This window comes from Streptococcus parasanguinis ATCC 15912, from assembly GCF_000164675.2.
GTDB classification, from domain to species: domain Bacteria; phylum Bacillota; class Bacilli; order Lactobacillales; family Streptococcaceae; genus Streptococcus; species Streptococcus parasanguinis.
This window is the reverse complement of sequence record NC_015678.1, coordinates 1,108,812-1,128,928: the sequence shown is the minus strand read 5'-3', so window position 1 is coordinate 1,128,928 and position 20,117 is coordinate 1,108,812. Positions and strand designations below refer to the sequence as shown.

The 20,117-nt window shown below is 41.8% G+C and carries 22 protein-coding genes; all 22 read left to right on the top strand.

Annotation, left to right across the window (positions count from 1 at the left end; all coding sequences use genetic code 11):
• Positions 1–112 precede the first annotated feature (112 nt).
• The 22 genes from gatC (at position 113) to HMPREF0833_RS05280 (ending at position 19,961) form a co-directional block, all read left to right on the top strand.
• Positions 113–415: an Asp-tRNA(Asn)/Glu-tRNA(Gln) amidotransferase subunit GatC gene (gatC, locus tag HMPREF0833_RS05385; protein WP_002884769.1), complete on the top strand. Its 303-nt coding sequence runs from the start codon at positions 113–115 to the stop codon at positions 413–415.
• Entirely contained in the window at positions 415–1,881 is a 1,467-nt protein-coding gene (gatA, locus tag HMPREF0833_RS05380) for an Asp-tRNA(Asn)/Glu-tRNA(Gln) amidotransferase subunit GatA (protein ID WP_013904071.1), read from the top strand. The genes gatC and gatA overlap by 1 nt, the downstream gene beginning before the upstream one ends.
• A complete protein-coding gene (gene gatB / locus HMPREF0833_RS05375) occupies positions 1,881–3,326 on the top strand; it encodes an Asp-tRNA(Asn)/Glu-tRNA(Gln) amidotransferase subunit GatB (RefSeq protein WP_013904070.1) in 1,446 nt (481 codons plus the stop codon). The genes gatA and gatB overlap by 1 nt, the downstream gene beginning before the upstream one ends.
• A gap of 338 nt (positions 3,327–3,664) precedes the next feature.
• Positions 3,665–4,306 carry a TetR/AcrR family transcriptional regulator gene (locus HMPREF0833_RS05370; RefSeq protein ID WP_013904069.1) on the top strand — a complete coding sequence of 214 codons (642 nt, stop codon included), beginning with the start codon at positions 3,665–3,667 and terminating at the stop codon, positions 4,304–4,306.
• Entirely contained in the window at positions 4,303–4,719 is a 417-nt protein-coding gene (locus tag HMPREF0833_RS05365; protein ID WP_013904068.1) for a hypothetical protein, read from the top strand. The genes HMPREF0833_RS05370 and HMPREF0833_RS05365 overlap by 4 nt, the downstream gene beginning before the upstream one ends.
• Positions 4,720–4,845: 126 nt before the next feature.
• Complete coding sequence (locus HMPREF0833_RS05360) at positions 4,846–5,889, top strand: 2,3-butanediol dehydrogenase (protein WP_013904067.1); 1,044 nt, start codon at positions 4,846–4,848, stop codon at positions 5,887–5,889.
• A 95-nt stretch (positions 5,890–5,984) separates the two neighbouring features.
• The gene (locus HMPREF0833_RS05355) at positions 5,985–6,896 is read left to right on the top strand and encodes a DMT family transporter (protein ID WP_013904066.1); all 912 of its coding nucleotides are present in this window, start codon (positions 5,985–5,987) and stop codon (positions 6,894–6,896) included.
• A 298-nt stretch (positions 6,897–7,194) separates the two neighbouring features.
• Positions 7,195–8,139 carry a DUF4352 domain-containing protein gene (locus tag HMPREF0833_RS05350; RefSeq protein WP_003018327.1) on the top strand — a complete coding sequence of 315 codons (945 nt, stop codon included), beginning with the start codon at positions 7,195–7,197 and terminating at the stop codon, positions 8,137–8,139.
• A gap of 145 nt (positions 8,140–8,284) precedes the next feature.
• On the top strand, positions 8,285–9,430 hold the full coding sequence (locus HMPREF0833_RS05345) for an amidohydrolase (RefSeq protein ID WP_013904065.1): 1,146 nt from the start codon (positions 8,285–8,287) through the stop codon (positions 9,428–9,430).
• Between the two features lie 120 nt (positions 9,431–9,550).
• Positions 9,551–10,378: an amino acid ABC transporter substrate-binding protein gene (locus HMPREF0833_RS05340; RefSeq protein ID WP_013904064.1), complete on the top strand. Its 828-nt coding sequence runs from the start codon at positions 9,551–9,553 to the stop codon at positions 10,376–10,378.
• 24 nt (positions 10,379–10,402) lie between these two features.
• Positions 10,403–11,266: a MetQ/NlpA family ABC transporter substrate-binding protein gene (locus HMPREF0833_RS05335; protein WP_013904063.1), complete on the top strand. Its 864-nt coding sequence runs from the start codon at positions 10,403–10,405 to the stop codon at positions 11,264–11,266.
• 72 nt (positions 11,267–11,338) lie between these two features.
• Positions 11,339–12,712: a M20/M25/M40 family metallo-hydrolase gene (locus HMPREF0833_RS05330; protein ID WP_013904062.1), complete on the top strand. Its 1,374-nt coding sequence runs from the start codon at positions 11,339–11,341 to the stop codon at positions 12,710–12,712.
• Positions 12,705–13,772, top strand: coding sequence for a methionine ABC transporter ATP-binding protein (locus HMPREF0833_RS05325; protein WP_013904061.1), 1,068 nt, complete (start codon positions 12,705–12,707; stop codon positions 13,770–13,772). The genes HMPREF0833_RS05330 and HMPREF0833_RS05325 overlap by 8 nt, the downstream gene beginning before the upstream one ends.
• Positions 13,769–14,461: a methionine ABC transporter permease gene (locus HMPREF0833_RS05320; protein WP_003008487.1), complete on the top strand. Its 693-nt coding sequence runs from the start codon at positions 13,769–13,771 to the stop codon at positions 14,459–14,461. Before HMPREF0833_RS05325 ends, HMPREF0833_RS05320 begins: the two co-directional genes overlap by 4 nt.
• A 12-nt stretch (positions 14,462–14,473) precedes the next feature.
• The gene (locus tag HMPREF0833_RS05315; RefSeq protein ID WP_013904060.1) at positions 14,474–15,070 is read left to right on the top strand and encodes an MptD family putative ECF transporter S component; all 597 of its coding nucleotides are present in this window, start codon (positions 14,474–14,476) and stop codon (positions 15,068–15,070) included.
• The gene (locus HMPREF0833_RS05310; RefSeq protein ID WP_013904059.1) at positions 15,060–15,908 is read left to right on the top strand and encodes an SAM hydrolase/SAM-dependent halogenase family protein; all 849 of its coding nucleotides are present in this window, start codon (positions 15,060–15,062) and stop codon (positions 15,906–15,908) included. Before HMPREF0833_RS05315 ends, HMPREF0833_RS05310 begins: the two co-directional genes overlap by 11 nt.
• Before the next feature lie 14 nt (positions 15,909–15,922).
• A complete protein-coding gene (locus tag HMPREF0833_RS05305; RefSeq protein ID WP_013904058.1) occupies positions 15,923–16,474 on the top strand; it encodes an ECF-type riboflavin transporter substrate-binding protein in 552 nt (183 codons plus the stop codon).
• Positions 16,475–16,615: 141 nt separating this feature from the next.
• Positions 16,616–16,810 (top strand): helix-turn-helix transcriptional regulator, encoded by a 195-nt coding sequence (locus HMPREF0833_RS05300; protein ID WP_003005328.1) that lies wholly within the window; start codon positions 16,616–16,618, stop codon positions 16,808–16,810.
• Positions 16,811–16,837: 27 nt separating this feature from the next.
• The gene (locus tag HMPREF0833_RS05295; protein WP_013904056.1) at positions 16,838–17,320 is read left to right on the top strand and encodes a DUF6773 family protein; all 483 of its coding nucleotides are present in this window, start codon (positions 16,838–16,840) and stop codon (positions 17,318–17,320) included.
• A 10-nt stretch (positions 17,321–17,330) separates the two neighbouring features.
• On the top strand, positions 17,331–17,822 hold the full coding sequence (locus HMPREF0833_RS05290; RefSeq protein ID WP_041818356.1) for a DUF6773 family protein: 492 nt from the start codon (positions 17,331–17,333) through the stop codon (positions 17,820–17,822).
• 150 nt (positions 17,823–17,972) lie between these two features.
• Positions 17,973–18,956 (top strand): oxygen-dependent tRNA uridine(34) hydroxylase TrhO, encoded by a 984-nt coding sequence (gene trhO, locus HMPREF0833_RS05285; RefSeq protein ID WP_013904054.1) that lies wholly within the window; start codon positions 17,973–17,975, stop codon positions 18,954–18,956.
• A gap of 99 nt (positions 18,957–19,055) precedes the next feature.
• On the top strand, positions 19,056–19,961 hold the full coding sequence (locus tag HMPREF0833_RS05280) for a DUF4299 family protein (RefSeq protein WP_013904053.1): 906 nt from the start codon (positions 19,056–19,058) through the stop codon (positions 19,959–19,961).
• The last annotated feature ends 156 nt before the right edge of the window (positions 19,962–20,117 follow it).

Sequence of the window (20,117 nt, the reverse complement as noted above, 5' to 3'; positions counted from 1 at the left end):
TGCAGTTCTCAATTAGTCTCATCTCTTTTTCTTATTTTAATGCAACATGAAAAGCTAAAATTATGATAAAATAGAAGGTATTGGAAATTATCATTTCACGAAAGGAAGCAAGATGAAAATTACGCAAGAAGAGGTAACCCACGTTGCCAATCTTTCAAAATTGAAATTCTCCCCAGAAGAGACTGCTGAGTTTGCGACAACCTTGTCGAAGATTGTCGACATGGTAGAATTGTTGGAAGAAGTGGACACAACCGGTGTTGCCCCAACAACGACCATGGCTGATCGTAAGACTGTATTGCGTCCGGATGTTGCTGAAAAAGGGACTGACCGTGACCGCTTGTTTAAAAATGTACCGGAAAAAGACAATTATTACATCAAGGTACCAGCTATCCTAGAAGATGGAGGAGATGCCTAATGTCATTCAACCATAAAACCATTGAAGAGTTGCACGACCTCCTTGTCTCTAAGGAAATTTCGGCAACGGAATTGACACAAGCGACGCTTGACGATATCAAGGCGCGTGAAGAAGCCGTCAATGCCTTTGTAACGGTGGCAGAAGAAGTGGCTCTTGCGCAAGCCAAGGCCATTGATGAAAAGGGAATTGATGCAGATAACCTCTTGTCAGGGATTCCACTCGCTGTCAAAGACAATATCTCAACAGATGGCATCTTGACTACTGCGGCATCAAAAATGCTCTACAACTACGAGCCAATCTTTGATGCGACAGCTGTTGCCAATGCCAAAGCCAAAGATATGATTGTCATCGGGAAGACCAACATGGATGAATTTGCCATGGGTGGATCTGGAGAAACTTCTTACTATGGACCAACCAAGAATGCTTGGGACCACAGCAAGGTGCCTGGTGGATCTTCTAGTGGTTCAGCAGCTTCTGTCGCTTCAGGGCAAGTCCGTTTGTCCCTTGGTTCAGATACAGGTGGTTCTATCCGTCAACCGGCTGCCTTCAACGGGATTGTTGGTCTCAAACCAACTTATGGAACGGTTTCCCGTTTTGGTCTCATTGCCTTTGGTAGCTCACTCGACCAAATTGGACCTTTCGCTCCAACCGTTAAGGAAAATGCCCTCTTGCTCAATGTTATTGCCAGTGAAGATGCTAAGGATTCAACTTCAGCGCCAGTGCGCGTAGCAGACTTTACTTCTAAGATTGGTCAAGACATCAAAGGCATGAAGATTGCCCTTCCAAAGGAATACCTCGGTGAAGGGATCGACCCAGAAGTCAAAGAAACCATCCTTAATGCGGCCAAACACTTTGAAAAATTGGAAGCAACTGTCGAAGAAGTTAGCCTTCCACACTCTAAATATGGGGTTGCCGTTTATTACATCATCGCTTCATCTGAAGCTTCTTCAAACTTGCAACGTTTCGATGGGATTCGCTATGGTTTCCGTGCGGAAGATGCTAAAAACTTGGATGATATCTACGTGAACACTCGTAGTCAAGGCTTTGGTGATGAGGTCAAACGCCGGATCATGCTTGGTACCTTTAGTTTGTCATCTGGTTACTACGATGCTTACTACAAGAAAGCTGGTCAAGTCCGTACCCTTATTATCCAAGACTTCGAAAAAGTCTTTGCGGATTACGACCTTATCCTTGGTCCAACAGCTCCAAGTGTAGCCTTTGATTTGGATTCGCTCAACCATGACCCGGTTGCCATGTACTTGGCGGACCTCTTGACTATTCCAGTCAACTTGGCAGGTCTTCCAGGGATTTCGATTCCTGCAGGTTTTGCGCAAGGTCTTCCAGTTGGTTTGCAGTTGATTGGTCCGAAGTATTCTGAAGAAACCATCTATCAAGCTGCTGCTGCCTTTGAAGCAACGACGGATTACCACAAGCAACAACCCCTTATTTTCGGAGGTGACAATTAATGAACTTTGAAACAGTCATCGGACTTGAAGTCCACGTTGAATTGAATACAAACTCAAAAATTTTCTCACCAACCTCTGCCCACTTTGGGAACGAGCAAAATGCCAATACCAATGTGATTGACTGGTCTTTCCCAGGGGTGCTTCCTGTCTTGAACAAGGGTGTTGTGGATGCTGGTATCAAGGCTGCTTTGGCCTTGAATATGGATATCCATCAGCATATGCACTTTGACCGGAAGAACTATTTCTATCCTGATAATCCAAAGGCCTACCAAATTTCGCAATTTGACGAGCCAATCGGTTACAACGGTTGGATTGAAGTGCAATTGGAAGACGGCTCAACTAAGAAAATCGGGATTGAACGGGCCCACTTGGAAGAAGATGCCGGTAAGAATACCCACGGAACAGATGGATTCTCTTATGTAGACCTTAACCGTCAAGGGGTTCCATTGATTGAAATCGTTTCTGAAGCCGATATGCGTTCTCCTGAAGAAGCCTATGCTTATTTGACAGCTTTGAAAGAAGTCATCCAGTACACTGGTATTTCTGATGTCAAGATGGAAGAAGGATCGATGCGGGTCGATGCCAACATTTCCCTTCGCCCATACGGTCAAGAGGAATTTGGTACCAAGACGGAGTTGAAAAACTTGAACTCTTTCTCAAACGTCCGTAAGGGTCTTGAATACGAAGTTGAGCGCCAAGCGAAAATCTTGCGTTCAGGTGGGGTCATTCGTCAAGAAACACGCCGTTATGATGAAGCTAACAAGAGCACGATTCTTATGCGTGTCAAAGAAGGAGCAGCGGATTACCGTTACTTCCCAGAACCAGACCTACCATTGTTTGAAATCTCAGATGAGTGGATCGAGGAAATGCGTACTGAGTTGCCAGAGTTTCCAAAAGACCGTCGTGCTCGCTACGTTGCAGAGCTTGGCTTGTCTGACTATGATGCCAACCAATTGACAGCGACGAAAGTCACTTCTGACTTCTTTGAAGCAGCTGTAGTTCTTGGTGGCGATGCTAAACAAGTGTCTAACTGGCTCCAAGGTGAAGTGGCACAATTCTTGAATGCAGAAGGCAAAACGCTGGAAGAAATCCAATTGACACCAGAAAACTTGGTTGAAATGATTGCCATCATCGAAGATGGAACCATCTCATCTAAAATTGCCAAGAAAGTCTTCGTTCACTTGGCGAAAAATGGTGGCGGTGCGCGTGAATACGTCGAAAAAGCTGGATTGGTACAGATTTCAGATCCTGAAGTCTTAATCCCAATCATCCACCAAGTCTTTGCAGACAATGAAGCAGCCGTAGCCGACTTCAAGTCAGGTAAACGTAACGCTGACAAGGCCTTCACAGGTTTCCTTATGAAAGCAACCAAAGGCCAAGCCAACCCACAAGTAGCACTCAAGTTACTTGCCCAAGAATTGGCTAAGTTGAAAGATAGTGAATAAAAGGAACAGTTACTAGGAAGTATCTGTCGGATTCATGATAGAGACATCTTAGAAACTTTCCTTAAGTGAGTTCGGACGTCAGCGAACTTCGAAGAAGTTCCATGACTTAGTTTTGAACCTAAAGTTTCAAAACTCCCGAGTGCCTGAAACAATTATGTTTCAGGCACTTTTCTCACGGCGGAAAGTTTCAGTATATGTTTACATTCTAACAGGCACCTTTTTGTGTCTGTTTTTACTTTTTCAGAGGGGATGAAAAATGGAATTTAATTGACAAAGTCTTCTGAATTTAATAAAATTAAAAACAGACCGATGGTCTGTTTTTTAAGGAGGGAAGTTACTTGAAACAAGAAATAAAATCAAAAAGAAGTAAAGATCAAATTATTCAAGTGGCTTTATCCTTGTTTTCAAATAAAGGCTATAATGAAACAACGATGGCTGATTTAGTAACGGCGACAGGATTGTCAAAAGGGGCTGTTTACCATCACTTCAAAAGTAAAGAAGAGATTCTACAACTCTTAATGGAAAAAGAAACGATTGCCCTCTCAACTTTTCTAGAAGAATTGTCAAAGAACGAAGAAGTTTCATCAACAGATCGTCTATTACAATTAGTAGATTATTTAATAGGCAATGAGAATATGGAACAGCTTACTGGTATTGACTGGGCACAAAAAATACCGTTTGGTTTGTTGTTTTCTTTAAAAAATACGGTGAATATTCTTTCCAAATATGTAGGAATAATCATTCATCAAGGAAATGAGAAGGGCGAGTTTTCTTGTAAATATCCTTTAGAGACAGCCACAACACTATCTCTATTAATTGATGTGTGGCTTGATCCAACTATATCAGGTGAAGAAATGATCTCATTCTCACAAAAATTAGACTATATTGCATTTTATTTAAACAGTAGCGGTGTTCCTGTTTTAACAGAAAACAAGTGTCAAGAGATTAATCAGTTTTTTCTTAAAGGAGGAAGAAGATGAATCGGTTGTTAAGATTCTTATTTATTTTACTTATCATCGCCATGTCTGGAGCGATTATCTTCCAGCTATTCTTTCCATCCTATATGGGAAGTCATTCGGGATATGGTGTTTCTGTCGGTTGGCAACGGGAGATTGGAATTTGGAATGTGGCAGTTCTTGTGATTCTCATTGCTGTCAATCTCAAATACGATTGGTTTTATCTTCGGACGGTTCTATTGGCTTTGATCCTAGGTGGGATTGGAATTGGGACGAATCATTTATTTGCTTATCTCAACTATCATTTGCCAGTCAATGGGATCGGTGCGCTTGAAAATTATCTCCTGGTCCTTGGTTGGATTTTGGGGTGGAGATTGGAGGTTTGTCGGATACAGAAAAAGTCTTGTAATGTGGAGAGGAAAAGAAGTCATCACTAGGTTTATTTCTTCATTGTCTTCTTTGTTCAGTTTTTCCTTGACAAGCAGAAAGAAAACGTTTACAATGTGGTATATAAAGTTTCCTGAAAAGAAAACTAAAAATCATGAAAACAAGGAGACCATCCTATGGCTACTATGAAAGCAGCACGCTGGCATGCAGCAAAAGACGTTCGTATTGAAGAGGTGGAAGTACCTGAAGTACAACCACATCAAGTAAAGGTGGCAGTTAAGTTCACGGGGATTTGCGGGACAGACTTGCATGAATATTTGGACGGCCCAATCTTCATTCCAACAGAAGAACATGTTTATTCTGGTCAAAAAGCACCAGTTACTTTGGGACATGAATTCTCTGGTGAAATTGTAGAAGTCGGAAGTGATGTCACTCGTGTCAAAGTTGGGGATCGTGTAACCATCGAACCAATTCTTGCAGAGCACAACTTAATTGGTGATTATAACCTTGATCCAAACTTGAACTTCGTCGGCCTCGCTGCAGATGGTGGTTTTGCTAAATATTGTGTCCTTGATGGTGATCTTGTCCATGTGATTCCAGATAGCTTGAGCTATGAACAAGCCGCTCTTACAGAACCTGCTGCTGTAGCTGTGTATGCAGTTCGTCAATCTGCTTTGAAAACTGGTGATACAGCTGTTATCTTTGGTTTAGGCCCAATTGGTCTCTTGATCGTTGAAGCCCTCCGTGCAGCAGGAGCATCAAAAATCTATGCGGTTGAATTGTCTCCTGAACGCCAAGCTAAAGCAGAAGAATTGGGAGCGATCGTTGTTCGCCCAGAAGAAGGAGAAACAGTCGTAGAAGCCATCCATCGTTTGACAGGTGGTGGAGCAGATGTTTCTTATGAAGTCACTGGGGTTCCAGTTGTTTTAGGCCAAGCCCTTGCAGCTGTTCATAAAGCTGGGGAATGTATGGTTGTATCTATCTGGGAACGTGAAGCGAGCATCAATCCAAATGAATTCGCTATTCAAGAAAAATCCCTCAAAGGAATTATTGCTTACCGTCATATCTTCCCTAAAGTCTTGGAATTGATGGAACAAGGTTACTTCTCTGCTGAGAAATTGGTTACCAAGAAAATTAAATTGGAAAATATCGTTGAAGAAGGATTTATTGAATTAACACAAGATAAATCCCAAATCAAGATCTTGGTTCAACCTGAATAAGCTAATAAACTTATATAAAATAATGAAAGGCTGAAACGTGTAGTTTCGGCCTTTTATGATACAATAAAAGTAAGGAACAGATTTGGGAGGGGACTATGTCAAAGACGATGAAGGGGACGCTCATGACCTTGATTGCTGGGATCGCTTGGGGCTTATCAGGAGCTTGTGGTCAATACCTGATGGCTCATGGATTTACAGCGATCGGTTTGACAACGATTCGTTTAATTATTTCGGGAGCAGTTCTATTGCTATTAGCCTTTCTAGCGGATAAGAAAAGAGTGAGAGCCTTTCTAACAGACCGTTCGTCTTATTTGCCCTTGCTCTTGTTTGCATTTTTGGGTTTGTTAATGACTCAATTGACCTATTTAGAAGCGATTCATGCGACAAATGCTGGTACGGCAACTGTTTTACAGTATCTTTGTCCAGTAGGTGTCTTGGCCTACTCGTGTATCAAAGACCGGGTAGCTCCTACGGTATCTGAAATCATTTCGATGGTCTTAGCCATTGCAGGGACCTTTCTCATTGCAACCCATGGTCAACTCAATCAATTGGCGATCACTCCTAAAGGGCTAGCTTGGGGGCTTGTTTCTGCCTTTGCCTATGCCCTCTACATCATTCTGCCTATTCAATTAATTCAAAAATGGGGTAGTATGTTGGTGATTGGTATCGGTATGCTCATCCCAGGACTCATGATGATTCCCTTTACAGGAAGAAGACTTTTTCATGGCCAATATAGCATGGATAATCTGATGGGCTTAATTGGCTTAGTGGTAATTGGGACCATATTTGCCTATACCGTCTTTTTGAAAGGAACTAGCTTAGTTGGACCGGTCAAAGGTAGCCTTCTTGCTTCGATTGAGCCCATTTCAGCTGTATTTTTTGCTTTTGCCATTATGAATGAACATTTCTTTGCCATTGATTTTATCGGGATGGCCATGATCCTTCTTGCAGTTCTCTTGATTTCCCTCAAGGATCTCATGATTCAAAAAGAAAAAGGAATCTTGTAAAACCAAAACCAATTTTTTTTCAGTAAAAAGGTTGAGACGAAAGTCTTGGCCTTTTTGTGATTCTCGTCCTCTGAGGGAGAGTTATCACTATATAGCGTATACATAGTTAGAAAAAGATGTTAGAATAGGGAAAGAATTTTTTAAGGAGATGAGGATGAAAAAGATTTTAAAATGGATCTTATTTGCTGTGGCGACCTTGAGTCTAGTAGCTTGTGGAACTACTGCTCAAAAGACAAATTCGTAGCAAGCAAAGACAGAAAAAGCAGCGAAAAGTTCCGCATCTGACGGTCAAGTCGAGGTGAGTTTAAAAGGAGGGCAATACATCAAGCCACCTGTCCTCAATGACTCAGAAGACGGGACCTATTTAGCCCTTCAATTAGAATTTAAAAATGTTGCCAAAGAATCTATCAACGTGTCAGATTCAGATATCACCATTTACGATGAGGATAATAACAAGGTCAAATTGCAGTCAGGAATTTATGACCAAAGTGAAGCCTTCCAATTGCTCAAGAGTGATCAGTTGGCCCAGGATAAAAAATTAACTGGCTATATCGTTTTTCCAGTCGAAAAAGGTAAAAAATATGAAGTGCAGTATGAACGAAAAACCTATAGCTCTGATAAAAAATCCAAGCCTTTAAAATTTGCGGTGGATTCTTCTCAGTATGAGGACAAGGTGGAAGCTTCCACTCTTCTAGCAGATGAATACATCAATCAAGTTTACTTCAGTGGCCAACGAAAGGTCAAAAAGGATGATGTTTTTGTTTTGGGAACTGATTTGAAAAAGGAAGCCAGTGATTTCCGTGCGAAATTTGCGGCTGACTTTACTCGCAAACTATACGATTATCAATTTCCTGAAGAAGAAGTGACCCAGTTTATCGATGCTTATGAAAAGGAAAATGCAAAGCGCGCTAAATTAACTTACAAGGTTAAACAATATCTCCCGGACAAGGTGGTTATTAGTCTAAATCCTGAGACTGTCAGCATGGAAAAGACGATCTTAAACCACATGCAGACCTTTTATCAAGAACATCGTAAAGACTACCCAGGGATCATCGAGGCGAATCAGGCTCAAAACAAAGCCTATAGAGAGGAAATGATGGCTTCTCTTGCAGATCGTCCCTTGACGACGCCAGATCGATACGACTACCAGTTGCCCTTTGTTAAGAAAGATGGCAAGTGGGAAGTAGAAAAAGCCTATAATAGTGATAGCTTTATGGAAAAATTCGAGGGAAATCTTTCTTAATGCGGAAGTTGGCACTTCTAGGACATAGATCTAGGAATGTTTTTATCTATAGTTTAAAACTATATCAAAACCCAAGAAACAGGAATTAGACGGAAACACCTATTCGTGATAAAATAATTTTAAGTTTGAAAGGAGATGAAGGCTTGTGTCTTTTTCTTATGAAGAGTTAGCAGAGATTCGCCACTATATCCACCAACACCCGGAATTGTCTGGTCAAGAATACCAGACAACTGCCTTTCTAAAGGAGCGTTTAGAGGAGTTGGGGATTCATATTTTAGAGAGTGGATTAAAAACTGGTCTGATTGCAGAAATTGGGTCCGACCAACCGGTGGTGGCACTTCGAGCAGATATCGATGCCCTTCCAATTTTGGAACAAACAAATCTGCCCTACAAAAGTCAGAATCCAGGAGTCATGCATGCATGTGGCCATGATTTTCATCAAACCAGTCTTCTAGGAGCAGCAGCTCTTCTCAAGGAAAAAGAAGACCAGCTTGAAGGAACCGTACGCTTGATCTTTCAACCAGCAGAAGAAATCTCAGAGGGTGCTTCTGATGTTTTAGCAACAGGACTGTTGGAGGATGTTCAAGGAATTATTGGTTTTCACAATATTCCCCAGCTAAAAGCAGGGCAACTTGCCTTGAATGCTGGAGCTATGATGGCAGGGGTTGAGAAATTCAAGGTTACCGTGACAGGGGTCAGTAGTCATGCTGCGAGACCAGACTTGGGAGTTGACACTGTAACGGCTGTCACAACCATGGTTCAGAACTTACAATTATTAATTTCACGGACCGTTTCTCCCTTTGAAACTGCTGTTTTGTCCATTACGCACCTGGATGTGGGTTCTACTTGGAATGTACTTCCTAAATCAGGTTATTTTGAAGGAACCATTCGTTCCTTTAATCCGAGTGTGCAAAGGGAGTTGAAAGAACACTTTGTTTCTATCGTTCGTCACATAGCGAAAAGCCTTGAAGTGGATGTGGCTTTTGAGTGGGGTGTGACCCCGCCCGTTACCTTTAATGATGAGGAATTAACGAAAGTAGTTTGGGAAGCTTCACAAGATTTGGCTGAGGTGCTTCCAGCAAATCCTTCTACTGCTGGAGAAGACTTCGCCTTTTACCAAGAGCGAATTCCTGGAGTCTTTGCCTTTATCGGTTCAAACGGAGAGCCGGATGCGCCAGACCTTCATCATGATCACATGACCATCGATGATGCAGCCTTTGAGGTATCAGTTCCCTATTATGTTGAAAATGCGCAAGCTTTATTGCGATATTTTAAAGCCAAAGAAGTGTGATAAAGAAAAACTATCACCTCCATAAAAAATATATATTAGGCAAGCAAATGCTTTTTTGATAAAATAAAAAAATACTTTTAAAATGGTGTTTTATGTGTCTGAAACGAATAAGGAGATCCTATGAATCTAAAAAAAGTGATTAAGTATTCTACTTTAGGATTAGTTGCAGTCCTTGCAACCAGTGCTTTAGTAGCATGTTCATCTGGCAAATCAGCCAGTGGTAAGAAAACCATTGAAGTTGGGACTGTTGGGACAACCAAACCATTCTCTTACGAAGAAAAAGATGGCAAGCTAACCGGTTATGAAATCGAAGTTTTGCGTGAAATCTTCAAAGGTTCAGACAAATATGAAGTAAACTTTAACAAAACAGAGTGGTCTTCAGTCTTTGCTGGCTTAGATAGTGACCGTTTCCAAATCGGTGCCAACAACATTAGCTACTCAAAAGAGCGGGAAGAAAAATACCTCTATCCAAATCCATATGCTCGAAATCCATTAGTATTGGTCGTACCAAAAGATTCTTCTATTAAATCTTTGGATGACTTGGGTGGTAAGAAAACAGAAGTTGTTCAAGGAACATCTACTGCTAAACAATTAGAAGATTACAATAAAAAACATTCAGATAATCCAACTAACTTGCAATACACAGATGGAACCATTCAAACCATCATGGCTAATCTAGCGGATGGTCGTACAGATTACAAGATTTTCGAACGGATCTCAGTGGATACCATCATTCGTGATCAAGGCTATGACAACCTGAAGGTTATCGAGCTTCCAAGCGATCAACAACCTTATGTGTATCCAATTATTGCAAAGGAAGATAAAGATCTTCAAAAATTTGTCAACAAACGTATCAAGGAACTCTATGACAATGGAACCCTTGAAAAACTGTCTAAAAAATACTTTGGTGGAACTTATCTACCAGAAGCAAAAGATATTAAAGAATAATATTTAATTAAAGGAGACTTCAAAATGAAATTGAAAAAAATTCTTGGTTTAACAGCTCTTGCAGCTATTGCAACATTTGCTCTTGCAGCATGTGGTTCTTCAAAATCATCTAGCAAAGATGGTGAAACAACTGTAAAAGTAGGTGTCATGACTTTGAGCGACACTGAAAAAGCTCGTTGGGATCAAGTTCAAAAGAACTTGGATGACGCTAAAACAGGAATCAAATTGGAATTCACTCAATTTACAGACTACTCACAACCAAACGTGGCTGTAAAAGATGGTAGCGTGGATATCAATGCTTTCCAACACTACAACTTCCTTGATAACTGGAACTCTAAAAACGACAAGGCCCTTGTTGCAGTAGCAGATACTTACATCGCTCCAATCCGTCTTTACTCTGGTACAGAAAACGGTAAAAACAAATACACTTCAATTAAAGAAATTCCTAAGGGTGGAACAATCGCTGTGCCAAATGATCCAACAAATGAAAGCCGTGCCTTGTATGTCTTGCAATCAGCTGGTTTGATTAAATTGGATACTAAGGATGGACAATTGGCTAACGTGTCAAACATCAAAGAAAATCCAAAAGATTTGAAGATCTCTGAATTGGATGCTTCACAAACGCCATCTGCTCTTCCATCAGTAGATGCTGCAGTCATCAACAATACCTTCGTTCGTGAAGCAGGCGTTGATTTCAAAAAAGCTATCTATGTTGAAAAGAAAGACAACAACTCAAAACAATGGTACAACTTGATCGCTGCTAAGAAAGATTGGGAAAAATCTGATAAAGCAAAAGCTATCAAAGAAATCATCAAAGCCTATCACAAAGACAATGTGAAGAAAGTGATCGAAGAATCTTCAGAAGGAATGGACCAACCAGTCTTCTAAGATTCGATCTCAAGTGTATGAAGGAGGTGGAGAAGCAATTCTCTACCTCTTATCGTGTATTAGGAGGAATGCATGCCTTTTGCAACAGAAGCGGAACAAATCCGTAAATTTGAAAATGATGAGGTCGCACAACATTATTTTGAAGTGTTGCGAACCTTGATTTCAAAAAAATCCATCTTTGCCCAACAAGTTGGTCTCAAGGAAGTAGCCAACTACTTGGGGGAAATTTTTACAGCTGCAGGAGCTAAAGTCGAAGTGGATGATAGCTATACAGCACCTTTTGTGATTGCCAAATTTTTCTCGCCAAATCCTGAAGCCAAAACCATCATTTTTTATAACCACTATGATACGGTACCAGCTGATGGAGACCAACCTTGGACGGGAGATCCCTTCACCTTATCAGTTCATTATGGGACCATGTACGGTCGAGGGGTTGATGATGACAAGGGGCATATCACGGCTCGTCTCACAGCTCTTCGAAAATACATTCGTGAAAGTGGCGATTTGCCAGTCAATATCACCTTTATCATCGAAGGGGCAGAGGAGTCTGCATCGACGGACTTGGATAAATATTTGGCCAAACACAAGAAACACTTGCGTGGGGCAGACCTCTTAGTCTGGGAACAAGGTACCCGAAATAATCAGGGTCAGTTGGAAATTTCCGGTGGTAGCAAGGGGATCGTCACCTTTGATATGGTGGTGAAGAGTGCAGAAGTGGATATTCATTCCAGCTATGGCGGTGTAGTAGACTCTGCTTCCTGGTATTTGTTAAATGCCATCGCAAGCCTACGTGGCAAAGAAGGCCGAATCTTGGTGGATGGGATTTACGATCAGATCCAAGAACCCAATGAACGCGAGCTAGCTTTGATCGAGCAATATGCCAACAAAGGGCCAGAAGATGTTACGGAAACCTATGGTCTAACCCTCCCAATCTTGAAGGAAGACCGAAAAGAATTCCTGCGCCGTTTCTATTTTGAACCAGCCCTGAATATTGAAGGTTTTGGCTCTGGTTACCAAGGCCAAGGTGTTAAAACGATTCTTCCAGCAGAGGCGCGTGCTAAGATGGAGGTGCGTTTGGTTCCTGGACTGGATCCCAAGGATGTCTTAGAAAAGATCAATCAGCAATTGAAGAAAAATGGCTATGATCAGGTCGAATTGGTCTATACTCTCGGTGAAATGAGTTACCGAAGTGATATGAGTGCCCCATCGATTTTAAATGTCATTCGGCTGGCCAAAGACTTCTATAGAGAAGGAGTTTCTGTTCTTCCAACAACAGCGGGAACAGGGCCAATGCATACGGTATTTGAGGCTTTGCAGGTGCCGATGGCAGCCTTTGGAATTGGCAATGCCAATAGCCGTGATCATGGGGGCGACGAAAATGTGAAAATTGCCGATTATTACACCCATATTGAATTGATAAAGGAGTTAATAGCAAGTTATGAGTAAAGCAATGATTCAGCTGGACCACATTGATGTGACCTTCCAGCAAAAGAAACGTCAGATCCAAGCCGTCAAAGATGTGACCATTCATATTAATGAAGGCGATATCTATGGGATTGTAGGGTATTCCGGAGCGGGGAAATCGACCTTGGTTCGGGTGATCAATCTCTTGCAAGTGCCCAGCGCCGGAACCATCACTGTGGACGGAGATGTGATTTATCAAGATCAGGTGACCTTGAAACCGGCTGCCCTTCGGGAGAAACGTCGGGATATCGGAATGATTTTCCAACACTTCAACTTGATGGCTCAAATGACTGTCGCAGAAAATGTAGCATTTGCTCTTAAACATTCTAAATTAAACAAAGAACAAAAGAATGAGAAAGTAGCGAAATTGTTGGATTTGGTTGGTCTATCTGACCGTGCAGAAAACTACCCAGCACAATTGTCTGGTGGTCAAAAGCAACGGGTAGCGATTGCGCGTGCCCTTGCCAACGATCCAAAGATTTTGATCTCAGATGAGTCAACTTCAGCCTTGGATCCAAAGACGACCAAACAAATTCTAGCTTTGTTGCAAGAGTTAAACAAAAAACTTGGTTTAACCATTGTCTTGATCACCCATGAGATGCAAATTGTTAAAGATATTGCCAACCGGGTAGCTGTCATGCAAAATGGTGAGCTGATTGAAGAAGGATCTGTTTTAGATATCTTCTCGAATCCGAAAAATGCCTTGACGCAAGACTTTATCACCGTTGCAACAGGAATCGATGAAGCCATGGTGAAAATCAACCAACAAGCGATTGTTAAGAACTTACCAGATGATTCGGTTCTAGCGCATCTCAAGTATGCGGGTTCTGTGACAGATACAGCTATCATCAATGATATTTACAAGCAGTACCAAGTATCCGCCAACATTTTATTTGGGAACATCGAGATCCTTGATAACACGCCTGTTGGAGAATTGGTGGTCATCTTATCAGGTGAAAATCAAAATCTGGAAACGGCCAAAGCTGAGTTAGAAAACGCAGGAGTTTCCGTGACTATTGTGAAAGATGGGAGAAAAGCATGATCCAGTTAATTCAAACATATTTACCAAATGTCTATAAATTAGGGTGGTCTGGCCAGTATGGATGGGGAACCGCTATTTACTTGACTCTTTACATGACCGTTATTTCCTTCATTATTGGTGGATTTTTAGGTTTGGTGACAGGGCTTTTGTTAGTCTTGACCCGTCCAGGTGGTGTCATCGAAAATAGAATCGTTTTCCAAATTTTGGATAAGATTACTTCCTTGTTCCGCGCCATTCCTTTCATTATCTTGTTGGCCTTTATTAATCCTTTGACCTACTTGCTCTTGAAAAATACCATCGGTCCTACAGCAGCCCTTGTTCCGCTGTCTTTGGCTGTCTTTCCATTCTTTGCCCGCCAAGTCCAAGTGGTCTTGTCCGAATTGGATGGAGGTGTGATTGAAGCAGCGCAAGCTAGTGGGGCAACCTTCTGGGATATTGTTGGTGTCTACCTTCGTGAAGGGCTTCCTGATTTGATCCGTGTGACAACAGTGACCATCATTTCCTTGATCGGAGAAACCGCCATGGCGGGTGCCGTTGGTGCTGGAGGATTAGGAACCTTGGCCATCAACTATGGGAAAAACATGTTTAACAATGATGTCATCTTTGTGGCGACCTTATTGATCCTGATTCTTATCGTTCTAGTCCAATTTATCGGGGACTTCCTTTCGAAGAAAATTAGCCACCGTTAGGATCAGTATCCAATGAATAGAATAAATGTGAATCATATGAAACAAGTCGGAGCCTTCGTCTTCCTCTATTTTGTTGCGATTGGACTGGGGGTCTTAGTTGGAAATCTGGTCGATCATCAAGGAAATATGTTTTATGCTCCTGCCTTTTCAGCCTTGTTTGGCGGGACGATCTACCGCTATTTTCTAGAAAAAATAAAAGGAGTTGGATCTATCTTTATAGTTGGCTGCGTGATCGGATCCTTCTTTCTCCTTTCACGTCATGGTGCAGGGGCCTTTATTCCAGCCTTGATCGCCGGAAGTTTTGCGGAGATGGTCGCTTCAAGTGGTCGTTTTCGCTCGAATTTACGAAATGCCTTGTCTTTTGTCATTTTTGCCTTTGCGACGACAGGGCCCATTCTTATGATGTGGTTCTATCCAGCCAGTTACCGCATGTCGTTACTGGATCGTGGTAAATCGATAGACTATGTCAATCGGGTGATGGTATCACCAGATCTAGCGACCATCACTTGGTTTGTCCTCACGGTCATACTAGGTGCTGGATTAGGATGGGGACTATCGAACATCCTTCTTCCATTATTGGCCAAAAAAGGAGATAAAGATGCACAATAATTTACTAGTTCTTCAGTCAGACTTCGGTCTGGTGGATGGGGCAGTATCAGCTATGATTGGGGTTGCTTTAGAAGAATCACCAACCCTTAAAATTCACCACTTAACTCATGATATTACCCCCTACAATATTTTTGAAGGGAGTTACCGTCTCTTTCAGACAGTAGATTACTGGCCAGAAGGGACAACATTTGTTTCGGTGGTCGATCCGGGTGTCGGTTCCAAACGAAAGAGTGTCGTAGCTAAAACGGCGAAAAATCAATACATTGTCACTCCGGATAATGGAACTCTCTCTTTTATCAAGAAACATGTAGGGATTGTTGCTATCCGTGAGATTTCAGAGGTGAAGAACCGTCGAGCCAATACAGAGTTTTCTTATACCTTCCATGGGCGTGATGTCTACGCCTATACAGGGGCTAAGTTGGCCAGTGGCCATATTAGTTTTGAAGAAGTCGGACCAGAACTCAGTGTCGAACATATTGTGGAAATCCCAGTGGTTGAGACGGTTTTTGAGGACGATCTTGTTAAAGGTGCAGTTGACATCCTAGATGTGCGCTTTGGTTCTCTTTGGACTTCCATTACTCGGGAAGAGTTCAATCATTTGGCACCCGAATTTGGGGAACGTTTTGAAGTAACCATCTATAACAATGACATGCTGGTTTACCAAAACCAAGTAACCTACGGTAAGTCTTTCGCCGACGTGCGAATTGGACAGCCAATCCTTTATATCAATTCCCTTTACCGTGTTGGTCTTGCCATCAACCAGGGATCCTTTGCCAAGGCCTATAATGTAGGAGTTGGGGCTTCTTGGCATATCGAGATTAGAAAAATGGAAAATTAACAGGAGATATCATAATGAAACAGAAATCATTATTTTCAATTAAAGATGTTGTAGCTATTGGGGTTGGAGCAGCCCTCTTTGTCGTGATTGCTATGTTGCAAATCCCTGCACCTGCACCGAATACGAGCATTCAGTTGCAATATGCCCTTCAAGCTCTCTTTAGTGTAGTCTTTGGCCCGATTGTCGGCTTCTTAATCGGCTTGATTGGTCATGCTATTAAGGACGCTATGTCAGGTGGTCTTTGGTGGACTTGGATCATTTCAAGTGGTTTGTTTGGACTCTTTGTTGGTTTCTTCCGCAAACAAATCGGTGAACTCAAGGGGGAAGTGACAAAGAAAGAATTAATTGTCTTTAACGTCGTTCAAATCGTATCCAACCTTGTGATCTGGGGCTTGATTGCTCCAGTTGGAGATGTCTTGATCTACAAGGAAAGTGCCAATAAAGTCTTCCTACAAGGTGTTGTTGCGGGTTCTTTTAATGCTTTAACAGTAGCTGTTGCAGGTTCTCTTCTCTTGATTGCCTATGCTCGTACCCAAACAAAAGACGGAAGTTTGTCTAAAGACTAATCATAAATAAGAAGATAAAGTCTGGGAAACCAGGCTTTTTTTGTTTTGTAAAAAATATTTTTTTACAAAATGTAAGATATATATTGCAAAATAGAAAATATAGTGTATAATAAAGTTATAAAAACAAGAAAGGAAAAGCATGTGGCGAAAAATCTCAAATTAAAAATGGCCCGGGTCGAGCATGATATGACCCAGGGGGATCTTGCAGATGCTATCGGGGTGACACGCCAGACCATCGGCCTGATCGAGGCAGGGAAATACAATCCGACCCTCAGCCTTTGCCTTGCCATTTGTAAGACCTTGGATAAGACGCTGGATCAACTGTTCTGGGAGTAACAGTTTTAACATAGAAAGAGGAAACATATGAAACAAAAGAAAGAACCAATTGTAAAAGATGAACGGACCATGCTACTGGATGGAAAAATCGCAGGAGAACTTGTCCTTGGCATGACCTGCTTTATTGCCCTATCCGCCTTTGTGAAATCCAGTATCCTGGACTTAGATCTCGTCGCTTATCTACCTGAGATGTTCCTTCTGATTGCCATGGGAACTTATGCTCTGCTAAGAAGGATCAGTTCAGGGATTGATGTTCGAGATATGTTAGAAAAAGATAGCTGGTTGAGTCGCCTTGGGTCAGGTCTATTCTTTGCTGTGCTTGTGACAGCTATGGATATGATTGGAAAGCGAGAAGCAACGAGCTTTATGTTGAGTCCCAAATATCTGGTCAAAATTCTATTAGAAATTCTCGTCTTTGCCCTCCTGACAGATCTGCTTGAAAAACCACTTGCTCTTATCAATCGGAAAAAACAAGAGAAGATCGAGGCAGAGTTAGAGGATGAAGAATAAGGAGGAAGAGATGAGATTACAATTGCTGAACAAACAAATCATAGATGAACGAGAAGAAGGCTTAGCTAATAAGGCTGGGGCTGAGACAGCTGGTTTTCTTTTCCTTGCCTTAACTGTTTTTAGTGTGGGATCCATTTTTACATCTAAGGTGGGGCTGAGTCCAATCATGGTGGTAGCCTTACTCATCGTCTCAGGATTTTATTATTCGGTGCGTTGTCAACGATTGGGTGTGAGATTTATCAGTTATAGCTATCTAAATGTGACGGGAATTGTAGCAGTAACCTCTATTCTCTCCTTGTTCATCTGGGCTCAAAATTTTCAATTAAACCAGGCTGTCTATCAGGCAAATCCCTTTCATTCAAAATTCTTACTAGTACTTCCTATTACCTTTTTACTGAATCTTCCAATTGTATGGGGAGTGAATACCCTTGTGATGCTTCTTGCAAAAGTTGAGAAAAGACGCTATGAAGCCTATCTGGATCAGTTGGAAAAGGAAGAGTAGGAAGGAGGAGCTTTGGTTTCGTCGTATAAAAGTCTGGAATCCCAGGCTTTTATTTTTCAGTCAAATAAATTGCATTCGTTTTCTTGGGAGAGTATACTGGTATAGTTGAATTAAAAATTCTGATAATTTAATCTTAGAAAAGAGAATGACATGGCAAAACCTATTCGCGTATTACTCTATTATCTCTATACCCCCATTGAAAATGCAGAACAATTTGCAGCCGACCACTTGGCTTTCTGTAAATCAATCGGTCTTAAAGGGCGTATCCTAGTGGCTGACGAAGGAATCAATGGAACTGTTTCTGGTGACTACGAAACAACGCAAAAATACATGGACTACGTTCACAGCCTTCCAGGGATGGAAGATCTCTGGTTCAAGATTGATGAGGAAGAAGAGCAAGCTTTCAAGAAGATGTTTGTACGTTATAAGAAAGAGATTGTCCACCTTGGTTTAGAAGATGATAATTTCGATAATGACATCAATCCTCTTGAAACAACAGGTGCTTACTTGTCTCCAAAAGAGTTTAAAGAAGCTCTTCTCGACGAAGATACCGTTGTCCTTGATACTCGAAATGACTACGAGTACGATCTTGGTCACTTCCGTGGCGCTATTCGTCCTGACATCCGCAATTTCCGTGAATTGCCACAATGGGTTCGTGATAACAAGGGAAAATTCATGGACAAGCGTGTTGTCGTCTACTGTACGGGTGGAGTCCGCTGTGAGAAATTCTCAGGTTGGATGGTCCGTGAAGGCTACAAAGATGTTGGTCAATTGCATGGTGGAATCGCCACTTATGGGAAAGATCCTGAAGTTCAAGGCGAACTGTGGGATGGGAAAATGTACGTCTTTGACGAGCGGATTGCAGTCGACGTCAACCATGTCGATCCAAGCGTTGTCGGCAAAGACTGGTTTGATGGAACGCCATGCGAACGCTATGTCAACTGTGGAAATCCTTTCTGTAACCGTCGCATCTTGACTTCAGAAGAAAATGAAGACAAGTACCTCCGTGGTTGCTCACATGAGTGCCGGGTTCACCCTCGCAATCGTTATGTTGAAGAACACAACTTGTCACAAGCAGAGGTTGCTGAGCGTTTGGCCCTTATCGGTGAAACGCTTGATGGAGCACCTGCATAATGGAAACAAACAGTCTGAAAGCTCAGGCTGTTTTTATATGGAAATTGATTGAAAATTGTGCTATACTTTAGGTAAGCGATTTCACAAAGGAGAAAACAAATGAGTATCGTGTTTTCAATCAAAAATAAAAAGAGCTTATTTGGCTATCAGAAAGTACTCGCAGCACAGGAAGTTCTTAAATTGGTGGAAGGGTTGACGACCTACAACTATGATCCTGCCACCCTTCATCGTCCTTTAAATGATTTTGAAGGCTTGAACTGTATCGTATTTGGTAAGAGCGGTCTTCCTCTGCAGTTACGCTATTTTGATGAAGAAGAGTCTTATCAAATTCAGGTGCCCTCTTTTGCGATAGAAGAAGATTGGCAGTTGGCCCTTCGATGGCTTAGTCGCCTCGCAGAAGTATTAGGAACGGAGATTGTGGCTAGTGACGGCGTGAGCTATACTCCAGATTCTATTTTCCATTTTGATTATGAAGTCGTTATCCTAGAAACGTTGGGTAATGTGACGAAAGAAAAAGATATAAAAGAGTTTGAAGTACAAGGCTTCGCTCATCCAGTCTATTTGGATCGGGATACAGTGCAGGAAGTCTTGAACCATGTCCATCCACTAGAAGCCTACTCTGCCTTTATCAAGAAGATTCAATATAGTGCAGCTTATTTCAGTCAAGTCCGTTTTTATCAACAGGAGGAGACAGGAGCCTTCTTAGCCAGCTATAGCTTGACAGAAGATACGGATACGGTCTTGCCAAGCGTGCCACATGTTCCTGCAGAATATGTAGAAATTGTGGGCTTAGCGGGTATCATTGATTGGCAAGTTCTATTGGTTGCGATCGATGGAGATCCGGATAAGCCAGAAAATTACCATCCAATTGGGTCTCTTGCACTGAAGAATCTATTGGCAGCGCTAGAGCCAGATGAATTCCAGCTGCTAGATGCTAGTCAAATTGAAATTAAAAAATTGTCCAAAGAACGGTTGCTAGAATTAGCGCAATTGGAAAACAAGTAAAAAATATCGCAGTGAACTGTCCCTCAGACATTTGATCCGAAAAATCTAACGTCTGGGAGCAGTTTTTTTTTATACTCTTCCTTTGATCAAAAACCAATGACTAGGCTAATTATGGTATAATAGGGGCCTAGAAGTAGAATGAAAGAGGTGCACGAA

Excerpts from the sequence above, each read along its gene's own strand:
- gatC (WP_002884769.1), top strand. The coding sequence starts at position 113 with ATGAAAATTACGCAAGAAGAGGTAACCCACGTTGCCAATCTTTCAAAA.
- gatA (WP_013904071.1), top strand. The coding sequence starts at position 415 with ATGTCATTCAACCATAAAACCATTGAAGAGTTGCACGACCTCCTTGTC.
- gatB (WP_013904070.1), top strand. The coding sequence starts at position 1,881 with ATGAACTTTGAAACAGTCATCGGACTTGAAGTCCACGTTGAATTGAAT.
- HMPREF0833_RS05365 (WP_013904068.1), top strand. The coding sequence starts at position 4,303 with ATGAATCGGTTGTTAAGATTCTTATTTATTTTACTTATCATCGCCATG.
- HMPREF0833_RS05360 (WP_013904067.1), top strand. The coding sequence starts at position 4,846 with ATGGCTACTATGAAAGCAGCACGCTGGCATGCAGCAAAAGACGTTCGT.
- HMPREF0833_RS05355 (WP_013904066.1), top strand. The coding sequence starts at position 5,985 with ATGTCAAAGACGATGAAGGGGACGCTCATGACCTTGATTGCTGGGATC.
- HMPREF0833_RS05340 (WP_013904064.1), top strand. The coding sequence starts at position 9,551 with ATGAATCTAAAAAAAGTGATTAAGTATTCTACTTTAGGATTAGTTGCA.
- HMPREF0833_RS05335 (WP_013904063.1), top strand. The coding sequence starts at position 10,403 with ATGAAATTGAAAAAAATTCTTGGTTTAACAGCTCTTGCAGCTATTGCA.
- HMPREF0833_RS05330 (WP_013904062.1), top strand. The coding sequence starts at position 11,339 with ATGCCTTTTGCAACAGAAGCGGAACAAATCCGTAAATTTGAAAATGAT.
- HMPREF0833_RS05325 (WP_013904061.1), top strand. The coding sequence starts at position 12,705 with ATGAGTAAAGCAATGATTCAGCTGGACCACATTGATGTGACCTTCCAG.
- HMPREF0833_RS05320 (WP_003008487.1), top strand. The coding sequence starts at position 13,769 with ATGATCCAGTTAATTCAAACATATTTACCAAATGTCTATAAATTAGGG.
- HMPREF0833_RS05315 (WP_013904060.1), top strand. The coding sequence starts at position 14,474 with ATGAATAGAATAAATGTGAATCATATGAAACAAGTCGGAGCCTTCGTC.
- HMPREF0833_RS05310 (WP_013904059.1), top strand. The coding sequence starts at position 15,060 with ATGCACAATAATTTACTAGTTCTTCAGTCAGACTTCGGTCTGGTGGAT.
- HMPREF0833_RS05305 (WP_013904058.1), top strand. The coding sequence starts at position 15,923 with ATGAAACAGAAATCATTATTTTCAATTAAAGATGTTGTAGCTATTGGG.
- HMPREF0833_RS05295 (WP_013904056.1), top strand. The coding sequence starts at position 16,838 with ATGAAACAAAAGAAAGAACCAATTGTAAAAGATGAACGGACCATGCTA.
- HMPREF0833_RS05290 (WP_041818356.1), top strand. The coding sequence starts at position 17,331 with ATGAGATTACAATTGCTGAACAAACAAATCATAGATGAACGAGAAGAA.
- trhO (WP_013904054.1), top strand. The coding sequence starts at position 17,973 with ATGGCAAAACCTATTCGCGTATTACTCTATTATCTCTATACCCCCATT.
- HMPREF0833_RS05280 (WP_013904053.1), top strand. The coding sequence starts at position 19,056 with ATGAGTATCGTGTTTTCAATCAAAAATAAAAAGAGCTTATTTGGCTAT.